This is a genomic window from Yinghuangia sp. YIM S10712, assembly GCF_051388935.1.
GTDB lineage: Bacteria > Actinomycetota > Actinomycetes > Streptomycetales > Streptomycetaceae > Yinghuangia.
In genome coordinates this window covers 21,012-32,017 of record NZ_JBPKBI010000010.1, presented here as the reverse complement: position 1 = coordinate 32,017, position 11,006 = coordinate 21,012, and the positions used below count along the sequence as shown (strand labels likewise).

Here is an 11,006-nt window from a genome sequence, read left to right as displayed (position 1 = left end):
GGTCGCGACCCCCCTCAGCGCGGCCGAGGTCGACACCCGCTTCCACCAAGGCAAGGGCACACCCGCCCGGGGCATCTTCGCCGGCACTTCACCGGTCGCGAACCCGCAATTGGTCATGCCCGACAACGACCCCGCCCAGGCGAGAGCGCTGTTCGCACAGGTCACCGGCAGCGGCTCTCGACCGCTGCGGTTCGTGCTGGTCGTCCCGCAAGCACCCACCACGGTCAAGGTCGCCGAGTACATCCGCGACACCGTCAACGCCTACCCCGGCGTCGACGCGCAGATCCAGACCGCCGGGCCCACCGACTTCATCCGCACAGTACGCAAGGACGAATGGACCTGGAACCTCGCCCTGACCCAGCAGTGGTTCAGCGACCCCGAACCCGGGCTGTACGACTTCCTGCACTCCACCAGCGCCACCAACCTCAGCGGCTATCGCAATCCCGCCGTCGACAAGGCACTCGACCGGGCACGCGAGAACACCGACCGGTCCACTCGCCGCGACTCGTACACCTCGGTCCAGGTCGAACTCAACCGCGACGCCCCCTTCTGGGCCTACCAGGAGTCCGTCGCCGCCGCCGTGTCCGAACCGCGCATCACGGGCATACAGCTCTGCAACGACGGCATCATCCTGTGGGACCGCATCGACCGGTCCTGACCACCAGCGCAGCATCGGCGAGTCCGTGGTCAGGGCCAGGGGGTGAAGCCTTCGTGACGCACGGTCCAGGTGCCGTCGGCGGGGAAACCGGGGGTAGGGGTGCCGTTGCCGTCCCAGCCAGCGGCCATCAGGGACACGGCTGTCAGTAGGCCTCCGTTGGAAGGGAGGTAGATCGGCAGGAGGCTGCCGATCTGCGGGGTGTGCCCGGTAGGGAGCCAACAGTTCTTGCCGGTGTCCATGAGCAGCGCGTCGACGGCGAGGTCGGGACGGCCGACGCGCGTGGCGGTCATCGCCATGACGGGGAAGTCCCAGCCCCAAGCGGTATTCCAGTCCCAGGTGGCGAGGACGTCGAGAAGGGTGGCCTCCATCACGGCGGGATCGACGAGCGGTGTGGACGGGACCACACCGAGGGCACACAGCAGCGCGGGGTGGTCGTCGCGGCGCAGGTACGGCGCGGTGGCGATCGCCGTATAGGTGCCGTTGTCCTGGTGGGGGGCGGTCAGAGTGTCCTGGATGCGCTGCCAGTCCCGGTGGCGTGGCAGGCCTTGGCGCCGTCGCCACGCCTGCGCGATTTCCAGGCCCCACCACCAGTAGGCGAGTTCGAAGGTGGGGTCCTCGGTGGTCTTGGCGTCGTAGAACTCCTGCGCGGGCATCACGGGTGCGGGCAAGTGGTGGGCACCATTGCGTTCTTCGACGAAGGAGGCCATGAATCGGGCGGTCTCGTCGACGAGTTCGGCATAGCGGGTGACGAGTCGATCGCGCTCGGGTCCGGTGCGGCTGCGATGGAGGAGTTCGAGGAGGTAGAGGGGGTGGGGTTGCTGCCAGATCAGCAGGGAGCCTACGTCGCTGGGGCTTTCGCGGCCGTCGGGTCCGACGTGCTTGGGCCAGCGGGCACCGTCGTACTGCTGCCGGCGTGCGGTCTCACGGGCCGTGCCGAGGATGGACAGGTACCAGTCCAGGCACCGTTCGAGAAGCTCGGGGCGGCCCCACGCGGGAAAATGCGCGGCATGCCACCAGTGCATCTCCAGATGGGACTTGCCCTGCCAGGAGTTGGTGGCCAGGCCCGTCTCCTGCGGCGGCATCGCGCCCGCGCAGTGCACCGCGGTCAGGTACTGCGACAGCACGACCCGGCGCTCCAACTCCGCCGCACGCGGATCGGTGCTGCCGGCGAAGTCGACTGCCGCACCCGACATCCAGAAAGCCCGCCACCACCGCGCCGCCGCCTCACGGACCGCTGCGAAATCAACGCGGGTCGGCCCAGCGCCGTCGTCTGCGGGGGTGAAACCGACGACCAGCTCCAACACGGCGGTCGATGTCGTCAGGGCGAACGCGTGCGGTTCGTCCGTCGCCGTGATCCGTCCGTCCGACCAGTCCAGGCGCACGGCGTAGGCGGTGTCGTCGAGCGTGCGGTCGAAGCGGCAGGCCCGTGCGCCGAGGACCGTCAAAGCCGTGTGGTGTCGGTCGGGGGCGGACCAGTCGGCGGTCTGGAAAAACCCGTTGCTGGCGTACGGGAACCGCACCGTGACGCCGGCGCGTCCGCCCGCGAGCAGCTCGGACTCGATGCGGAACGCGACCCGCGAGTGGTGGGGATCAGCAACGGTCGTCACGCGCACCTCGTGCCCGGCGTAGTCGAACTCGCTGGTGAGCGCCCCCGACCACAGGTCGAGTTTCTGACGGGTGTTCGCGAGGACAGCCGGGTCCTGCTCGGGCGGGGCGTCCGCGGCCGGCCGCAGCACGAGACCGACACGGCCCAAGTCCAGCCGCTGGGGGTTCACATGGAGCCAAGTCCCCGCGCGGTATTCCTCAGGCACCTCGCCGCCGAACGCCGCGGCCATGTCGAACTTGTCGGGGTACTCCACAGGGCCACGCGCGGTCTCGTACCGGGACATCGCGTCCCCGAGAACAAACCCGTCGGGGTTGGGCATCGCATGCCACCCCCACGACGACATCGTCGCCGTATTCACCGCCAAACGCTTCTCGGCTGCGGCGGTCGCCTGGTCATGGAAGGACGTGAACGTCTGCATACCGGTGATGTCCGCAGTGAAGGCAAAGTCTCCATTGCCGACCGACAAGACCGACGCCGGATCAGCCTCCTTCAACTCAACGGTGTGACGCCGCACTACGGCTTCGCGATCGATCGCGGTCGTTCGACCTGTCTGACTGGTCACCGTGCTTCTCCCGCAACGTGAAGGAAAGGTCGTCGATTCTGGTTTCGAGAGGATGGATGCGACTGCCGGCTGTCACAGTGTCGGTGTCACGACGCCTTTGGCGAGAAGGAAGCATCCGTAGCTGGCGTCGTCTCCTGTGAGCACGACGGCGAAGGCGGGTTTCGCGTGTTCGTAGAAGGGTGTGCGTTCGAGTGGTTCGAAGCCGATCGGCCGACCTTCTGCGGTGGATACGGCGTCGATGAACTGCTGGTGGATCGGGGACCGGGTGTCGGGTCCACCATCGGGGACCATGAAGTATCCGGGGGACGCGGTAGCTTCGTCGATCGGCATCAGCGCGGTGATCGCTGTGGCGGTCTCAGCCAGTCTCGCGCCGGCGAGCGGTACGACGCGCCGGTGCCGGGAGTACGCCGGGTAGTTACGGTCGACGACGGCAAGTTGGTCGCCGTGGCCCATTGCGGCGATTGTCCAAAGAAGCTTCGGTGTGAGGATGCCGGGGATGCCTTTCAGCACGTCGTCGCCTCCCCGACGTTGGTTACGCGGAGTGGGGTGGTCGGCGGACGGGCGCCATTCCAGGTCACGGCCTCCGCGGCAGCCCGGGTGGCTGTGTGGGCGGCGGTTTCGAGGGTCTCGCCTTTGGCGAGGCGGGCCGCCACCGTGCCGACGAACGCGTCACCGGCGCCGGTGGTGTCGACGACCTCGACGGGTACCGCCGAAAGCGATGCCAGGGTGTCCGCGGTCGCCAGTTGCACGCCGTTGCCTCCGAGTGTCACGAGGACAGACCGTGCGCCGGTTGTCTTCAGGACGTCGAACGCCAACGAGTCGTCGGAAGGCTTGGCCGGGCGACATAGCTCGGCGGCCTCGTGTTCGTTGACGATCAACGGGTCCGCGACGGCGAGGGTCTCGGCGGTGAGGTCCGCGCACGGCCCGTTGTTGAGCACGACCCGGATTCCGTTGTCCTGGGCCCAGGCTGCCGCCGAGTCCACGGCGGCGGCGGCGATCTCGGTCTGCAGTACCGCGATCGCCGCGCTCGTTCCCGCGAGCCGCCGGCGTACGGTGTCCGCGTCCAGGAGGGTGTTGGCGCCGCCGGCCACCACGATCGTGTTCTCGCCGTCAGGCGTCACCGTGATGAAGGCCATTCCGGTGTCGGCCCCCGGTACGGTGCTCACACGCGTGACGTCGACGCCGGCGGCGGCAAGTGCGTGGAGTTGGGCGGCGCCGAGGGGGTCTTCGCCGACGGCTCCGAGGAGGGCCGTTGAGGCCCCGGCGCGAGCCGCCGCGGCTGCCTGATTGGCGCCCTTGCCACCGGGCCGGTTCTTGAGCCCGACGGCCAGTACCGTCTCGCCGCCCGCGGGGCGGCGCCGCACCTCCGTGATGAGGTCGGCGTTGATCGACCCGATCACGATTACCTCGATGTCCATGGGCAACCTTTGAGTCGCGTTGGGTTCCGGTCGGTTCGGCCGGGGTCCCAAGGCCTGGTTTCGGGAACCTGCGGATGTTCGTGCGCCGCGGCGTGGCGCGGCGCACGTGGTCGCGGAATCGTCAGGCGCGCATCCAGTCAGCTATCGGCGCGCCGGTCGACCTGGCGGCAATGCGCCTCTCCAGTGCCGTCGGTTCGCTGGTCGGGTCGTCTTCGGCGGCTCGGCAGTGGACGCGGAAGCTGTGCTGCCCCGAGCCGACCTCCACCGGCTCGGTGCCGTCGGGGAATTCGATGCGCGCGGTGGTGTTGGGCGGCACGGTGACGTCGACAGTCAGTGCGGTGCCGGTGCGCTGCCAGGCGACTTCGGCGCGGCCGTACGGTGTTTCGTGCGCTGCGGTCGCCGAGGTCAGGCCTGCGCCGGGGACGGGCCGGACCAGGAGTTTGCGGTAGCCGGGCGCGGCGGGCGCGAGGCCGGCGACGGTGCGGTGCAGCCAGTCGGCGATGGCGCCGAACGCGTAGTGGTTGAACGACGTCATCTCGCCGGGGTTGATGGCGCCGTCGGGCAGCATGCTGTCCCAGCGCTCCCACATCGTCGTCGCACCCATGGTCAAGGGGTAGAGGAACGACGGCACTTCGCGACGCGTCAGCATCAGGTAGGCGGTGTCTAGGGCGCCTGCCGTGCACAGCGCGTCGCAGATCAAGGGCGTCCCGACGAAGCCGGTGCCGATCGCGTGCCGGGATTCGCGGACCAGTTCGGCCAGTCGGCGCGCGGCTCCGCGCCGGGCTTCCTCGGTGGGGAGCAGTGCGAACTGCAGGGCGAGGGCATATGCGGTCTGCGAGTCGCTGGACACGCGTCCGTGCGGTGAGATGAACTCGTCCTGGAACTGCGCCCTGACCTCGTCGGCGAGTTTGGCGAAGCGCAGGCGGTCGTCCTCGCGTCCGAGCAACTCGGCCGTGGCCGCGACGACTTCGGCGGAGCGGACCATGTACGCCGCGGCGACCAGCATCCGGTCGGTGCGGCCCGCCGAAGGATGCTCGGGAAGCGCGGACGGGTCGAGCCAGTCGCCCATCTGAATGCCGTCGTCACCGAACTGGCCTCCGCCGCGTGCGTGGTGTGCGGTCATCACGTCCATCCACGCCGTCATGCTCGCGAACTGATCACGCAGCAGCCCCAGATCGCCCGTTCGCTGGTACAGGACCCACGGGACGAGCGTCGACGCGTCACCCCAGACGGCGATCGGCGCGGCGGGCAGGAGACCGGGCACGGCGAGCGGGATCGGGCCGCCGGCCTCCTGTTGTTCGGCGGCGAGGTCGCGCAGCCACGAGGTGAGCAGCCCGGCGCAGTCGTACAGGTATGCCGCCGTCGGCGTGAAGACCAGGATGTCGCCGGTCCAGCCGAGGCGTTCGTCGCGTTGCGGGCAGTCGGTGGGCACGTCGAGGAAGTTGCCGCGCATGCTCCACACGACGTTCTCGTGCAGCCGGTCGATCATCGGGTCGGAGCAGGTGAACCAGCCGGTGCGGGTCATGTCGGTGTGCAGGACCACGGCGGTGAGGTCGTCCAGGGTCAGGGTGCCGGGCCAGTTCTCGACCTCGGCGTAGCGGAAGCCGTGGACGGTGAACCGCGGCTCCCAGACCTCGGTCTCGCCGCCGCGGAAGGTGTAGGAGTCGGTGGCCTTGGCCAGGCGCAGCGGCCGAGTGCCGAGTTCACCGTCCTCCAAGACCTCGGCGTGCCGCAGGGTGACCGTGTGCCCGGCCGCTGCACGCGCGGTGATGCGGAGCCGCCCGACGAGGTTCTGGCCGAAGTCGACGATGGTGCGCCCGGACGGCGTGGTCAGGATCTCCACCGGGGAGATCTCCTCGATGCGGCGTACCGGCGGCCCGGTGGGAGCGACGAGTCGGGCACGGTCCACGTCCAGGGCCCGGACCGCGGTCCAGTCGCGGTCGTCGAACCCCGGCTGGGACCATCCGGGCTGTTCGCGCCGGGCGTCGTAGGATTCGCCGTCGTACAAGTCGGCGGACGTGATCGGCGCGCGGGACGCCTGCCATTCGCCGTCGGTGGTGACGGTCTCGGCTGTGCCGTCACTGTAGAGAATCTCCAACTGGGCCAGCAGGCCGAGGTGTTCGCCGTAGATGTTGCGCCGGCCGCCCTCGAAGCCCAGACGGCCGCGGTACCACCCGTCGCCGACCCACGCGCCGATCGCGTTCGCCCCGGGCTGCAGGAAGCCGGTCACGTCGAAGGTCTGGTAGCGCAGCCGGTGCTGGTAGCTGGTCCAACCGGGCGCCAGCACCTGGTCGCCCACCCGGACGCCGTTGATCTCAGCCTCGTACACGCCCAAGGCGGTGATGTACAGGCGGGCCGACGCCACCGGCGCGCGCAGGACGAAACCGCGTCGCAGCAGCGTGGCCGGTTGCGCCACGGAGGTGTCCTCCGACCAGTCTGGCGTGACGAAACCCGCGGTGAAATCACCCGTGTCCAGGAGGCCCGCTTCGACCACGGAGGGCGGGCTCCACGCGGAGGGTTCGGAGTCCGCAGCGCCCCACACGCGGACCCGGACCTCGCGTCGGTCGCGGGACCGCAGCGCGGGAGCCCCCCACGGAACCAGGACGGACTCACCGGACACAACCCGCCCACTGCGCCAAGCGGGCTCGCCGCCCGGCGCGTCCACGGCCACCTCATACGCGGCCTGCTGCCACCCGGCCTCCTCGGTCACCGTCTTCCACGAGATACGAGGGCACGGCTCCCCGACACCGAGCGCCTCAGCGTGGTGTTCGAAGGTCGGCGCGGCAACGCGGGTGCTGGTCATGATGTTCCTGTCCTTCCAGGCGTCATTGCGTGTTCAGGCGCTACAACTCGCGCAGGCGTCGACTCCGCGTTCCTCGGATCCGATCCCATCCACATGGTCGGAACCCGGGCCGCACGCACGCGAGGTCGCCATCGGCCTGACACAGGCAGGCACCACGCGAGCGCTTGGCTTCGGGCCGGTCAGCCCTTGGTCTGGATGCGCCATCGGTGTCCGCTCGAAAGCAGATGTGTCACCGTCGGGGCGGATCAGCAGCGGGGCGAGTTCGCGGTTCTCCGCGATGGCGGTGCCCGAATTCGGCAGGCCGGACGGCGCGGACAGTACCCGCGCTTCGCTTCGGGCTCGCGGCGAAGCGCACCGGAAACGATCGCCTCCGTCCGGCCCGGACCGCGGTCAGCCGGAACGGATGCTCGTCGAAGGGCGGTTGCTCACGTGCACATCCTCCGAAATTGTCCATTCACTGTGTCGGCTCCATGCTCCCTCCGCGTTCGGCGCGCCGATCGCTGTCGGAGGCCTGACGCAACACGACCACCAGGGTGACGAACGGTCGCAGTCGTCGCGGTGCCCTGAGGGGCACCACCTGCAAGTAATGCGAATTACCTGTGCAAGCCAGGATGCTAGGCCGCTCAGGCTCAATCCGGCAAGACACTCGCTTGTAACGTTTCAGAAATGGGCGCGGCTGGATGGGGCCGACGAAGGACGATGTCGTCGGCGACGATGACGGTCAGCCCGAAGTCGCAGACCTCCGGTTTGCCGAGACCGGCCCACCAGGTGCGCGCGACCTCGCGACGGCACCGGCGGCATCGCGGAGCGGACAGGCGGTGCACAGTTCCGTCGGCGGGGTGTCACCTCTCGCTGTCGAGGTCGCCCATCTGCACCTCGGGGTAGCGCTCGCCGGCGACCGCGTCTGCGGGCACCGCCTCCTCCATCGCGGCCAGGTCTTCAACCGACAGCCCCATCTGCGCCGCTCCCAGAGACTCCGCGAGGCGTTCGCGGGTGCGTGCGCCGACCAGCGGAACGATGTCTTCGCCCTGCGCGGCCACCCACGCGATAGCCGCCTGGGCGACCGTCACGCCCTTGCCCTCAGCGACCCTGCGCAGCGCCTCCACGAGCGCCAGATTGCGCTTGAGGTTCTCGCCCTGGAAGCGCGGGATGAAGCTGCGGCCGTCCTGGTCGCCCTGCCGGTCCGCGCTCCAGTGGCCGGAGAGCAGTCCGCGCGAGAGCACGCCGTAGGCAGTGATCCCGATCCCCGCCTGCCGTGCGGCAGGCAGGATCGCGTTCTCGACACCACGCGAAATCAGCGAGTACTCGATCTGCAGATCGCTGATCGGCGCCACCGCCGCCGCGCGACGCAGGCTCTCCGCGCCTACCTCCGACAGTCCGATGTAGCGGACGTATCCGGCCTCCACCAGCTCCTGGATCGCTCCGACGGTCTCCTCGATCGGGACGTCCGGGTCCAAGCGCGCGGGCCGGTAAATGTCGATATGGTCGGTGCCGAGCCGACGCAGGGAGTACGCGGCGAAGTTCTTCACCGCGGCCGGTCGCGCGTCGTTTCCGAACCACTCGCCGCCGGGGCCGCGCAGCGCGCCAAACTTAACGCTGATCTGCACCTCATCGCGGTCGCGGCCGCTGCTGCGCAGGGCGTCGCGCAGCAACAGCTCGTTGTCGCCCATGCCGTAGAAGTCGCCCGTATCCAGCAGGGTGATCCCGGCGTCAAGCGCCGCGTGGACGGTGGCGACCGCCTCGTCCCGGTCGGCCGGGCCGTAGACGTCGGACATGCCCATCATGCCCAGCCCGATCTTTGAGACGCGGGGGGCGCCAGCGCCCAGAACACGGGTCTCCATCTTCGGTTGCGTCGACATAAGGGTCGCTCCTTCACTCGTCGCCGCCAGGCGGCGAATCGTCGCTAACAATCTCACGTTATCTCTGATGTTATCGACGATAACAGGGTTGCGATAGCATTGCGCGATGAGCAGGACCGACGCACGCGAGCGGATCATCCTGGCGGCCGCCCGACTACTGGACGAGGGCGGCGCCGAGGCGCTGTCCACCCGCGCCGTGAGCACGGCTGCGGGCGTGCAGGCACCGACGCTCTACCGCCTTTTCGGGGACAAAGACGGTCTGCTGGATGCCGTCGCCGTCCACGGTTTCCAGCGCTTCCTCACCGAGAAACAGGCCCTGGAGCCCACGGGCGACCCGGTCGAGGACCTCCGCACCGGCTGGGACAACCACATCCGGTTCGGCTTGGCCCATCCATCCTTCTATTCGCTGATGTACGGAACGGTCCGGCCTGGGCACCGATCGGCCGCGGCGGACGAGGCGCACAGCCTCCTGCTAGGACTGCTACGCGCAATCGCAGATTCCGGACGGCTGCGGGTTCCCCCGGAGCCCGCCGCCGCGATGATCGAGTCCGCCGCCAGCGGCGCCACCCTCTACTTGCTTACCCGCCCCGAGGCCGACCGCGATCCTGCGTTCGCCACCCGCCTCTGCGACGCCATCATCTCCGCGGTCACCATCTCCAGGGACGACCAGGGTGAGCCCAGCTCCGACCTGGCCGTCCTCGCCGCCCGCGCTCTATCCCTCGAAGCCGCACTGGCTGCCTCCGGCGACCGTCGCCACTCCGACTCCCCCCTCACCGCCGCCGAAACCGCTCTACTCCGCGACTGGCTCCGACGCCTCGCCGAAAGTGCGCCGAGCTGACGGACCGCCGCCAAACACTCGCTTCGAGGGTGTCGGGCCGTTGCTGCTCATCGGATAAGCCGAAGTCGGCTTTGGGCTGCTCGACGTACTGAACCCCCAGGAGCACGGAGGGTTCGACGCCACCGCGGCCTCGTACTTCGCGGTCACCCATTAGCGGCTCATGGGTGCATGATCACCGCGCGCTCCCGCCCGATCTCGGCGGGCAGTGATACACGCACGTCCGGACCGATCGCTGTCCGATCGTTAGGAGGCACGCCACACGGCCTCGTGACCTGTCAGTACGTCTTCCGGCGTTCAAGATCCGCTATGGCAAGACCAGCGGCGCGACGGCCTGTTCGGGCCAGTAAGAACGATAGGTAGCCGACATCGGCAGCAAGGAAATGGGGGTGCCGACATCGGTGGTTCGACCTCGTTGGAGTCCAGAGATCTGGTCGGCGTTGGGGACCGTGGCGAGGTGGGGGCGATGACCAGGGTGGCGCGCCTGGAGGGTGCCGCTCCCAACCCTCGGGTCAGTGCGCGGGGGTATGAGGTCAGGTCTCGGTGATGCGCAGTAGGCGCGCGGCGAACTCCAATACGTACTCGACGTCTTGGTCCGTGTCGGCGAGGCGGCCCTCGTTCCACAGGCACATCAGTCGGCTGCTCCACAGGGACACCAGGATGTCCGCGTCGGACTTGATGTCGATCGGATCGGCGATCCCCAGCGCGGCTGCGCGCCGCAGCTCGTCCGCCAAGTCGTCCACGAGGATCCGCGACACCGCCCGCATCTCCTCGGGGAAGGCGCGGGCGAGTCGCACGGCCTCGGCCCTGAGCACCAGCAGCTCCTGCGGTGACTCGGTGTCCGCTGCCCAGCCCAGCGCGCCGATCACGCTGGTCCGGAGACGCGCCTGCGCGTCCGGGGCCTTCTCGCGCTCCTCGGACAGGCGCGCCAGATTCTTGCGCGCGCTGTCCTCCAGCGCGGCGAGCAGCAACTCGTCCTTGCCGCGGAAGCGGGCGTACGCGGTGGTCAAGGACACGCCCGCAGCCTTCGCCACATCCCGCATCGGGAACCCGGTGTCCCCACGCTCGACAATGAGGTCCAGGCACGCGGACACGAGCCGCTGCCCGTGGTCGACGGCACGGTCGATACCCGGGCGGGCGGCGACCTGCCGGCGCGCGGTCACCCGCTCGCGCCACAGACCGGAGCCAGGAGAAGTCGCGGACATAGGCGTTCCTCAGATCGATGCGTCCACGCGGTCGTACGGGCGCGGCTCGCTCAGTGTGCC

At 69.2% G+C, this 11,006-nt stretch carries 7 protein-coding genes and 1 pseudogene; 2 read left to right on the top strand and 6 right to left on the bottom strand.

Translation table 11 applies throughout. From position 1 onward, the window contains the following. Positions 1 to 658 (top strand): annotated as a pseudogene (locus ACRX5W_RS20330) (ABC transporter substrate-binding protein); the annotation flags it as partial. 29 nt (positions 659 to 687) lie between these two features. Here ACRX5W_RS20330 and ACRX5W_RS20325 read toward each other — a convergent pair. The 5 genes from ACRX5W_RS20325 to ACRX5W_RS20305 form a co-directional block, all read right to left on the bottom strand. Further along, positions 688 to 2,682 carry a hypothetical protein gene (locus ACRX5W_RS20325; RefSeq protein WP_436789651.1) on the bottom strand — a complete coding sequence of 665 codons (1,995 nt, stop codon included), beginning with the start codon at positions 2,680 to 2,682 and terminating at the stop codon, positions 688 to 690. 216 nt (positions 2,683 to 2,898) lie between these two features. Further along, positions 2,899 to 3,336 (bottom strand): RbsD/FucU family protein, encoded by a 438-nt coding sequence (locus ACRX5W_RS20320; RefSeq protein WP_436789650.1) that lies wholly within the window; start codon positions 3,334 to 3,336, stop codon positions 2,899 to 2,901. Next, positions 3,330 to 4,244 carry a PfkB family carbohydrate kinase gene (locus ACRX5W_RS20315; RefSeq protein ID WP_436789649.1) on the bottom strand — a complete coding sequence of 305 codons (915 nt, stop codon included), beginning with the start codon at positions 4,242 to 4,244 and terminating at the stop codon, positions 3,330 to 3,332. The genes ACRX5W_RS20320 and ACRX5W_RS20315 overlap by 7 nt, the downstream gene beginning before the upstream one ends. 121 nt (positions 4,245 to 4,365) lie before the next feature. After that, positions 4,366 to 7,047 (bottom strand): family 78 glycoside hydrolase catalytic domain, encoded by a 2,682-nt coding sequence (locus ACRX5W_RS20310; RefSeq protein WP_436789648.1) that lies wholly within the window; start codon positions 7,045 to 7,047, stop codon positions 4,366 to 4,368. An 842-nt stretch (positions 7,048 to 7,889) separates the two neighbouring features. Continuing rightward, complete coding sequence (locus ACRX5W_RS20305; protein WP_436789647.1) at positions 7,890 to 8,906, bottom strand: aldo/keto reductase; 1,017 nt, start codon at positions 8,904 to 8,906, stop codon at positions 7,890 to 7,892. A gap of 106 nt (positions 8,907 to 9,012) precedes the next feature. Here ACRX5W_RS20305 and ACRX5W_RS20300 point away from each other — a divergent pair, with 106 nt between their 5' ends. Next, a complete protein-coding gene (locus ACRX5W_RS20300) occupies positions 9,013 to 9,744 on the top strand; it encodes a TetR/AcrR family transcriptional regulator (RefSeq protein WP_436789646.1) in 732 nt (243 codons plus the stop codon). A 530-nt stretch (positions 9,745 to 10,274) separates the two neighbouring features. Here the strand turns inward: ACRX5W_RS20300 and ACRX5W_RS20295 are convergent. Continuing rightward, entirely contained in the window at positions 10,275 to 10,946 is a 672-nt protein-coding gene (locus tag ACRX5W_RS20295) for a TetR/AcrR family transcriptional regulator (protein WP_436789645.1), read from the bottom strand. Positions 10,947 to 11,006 lie beyond the last annotated feature (60 nt).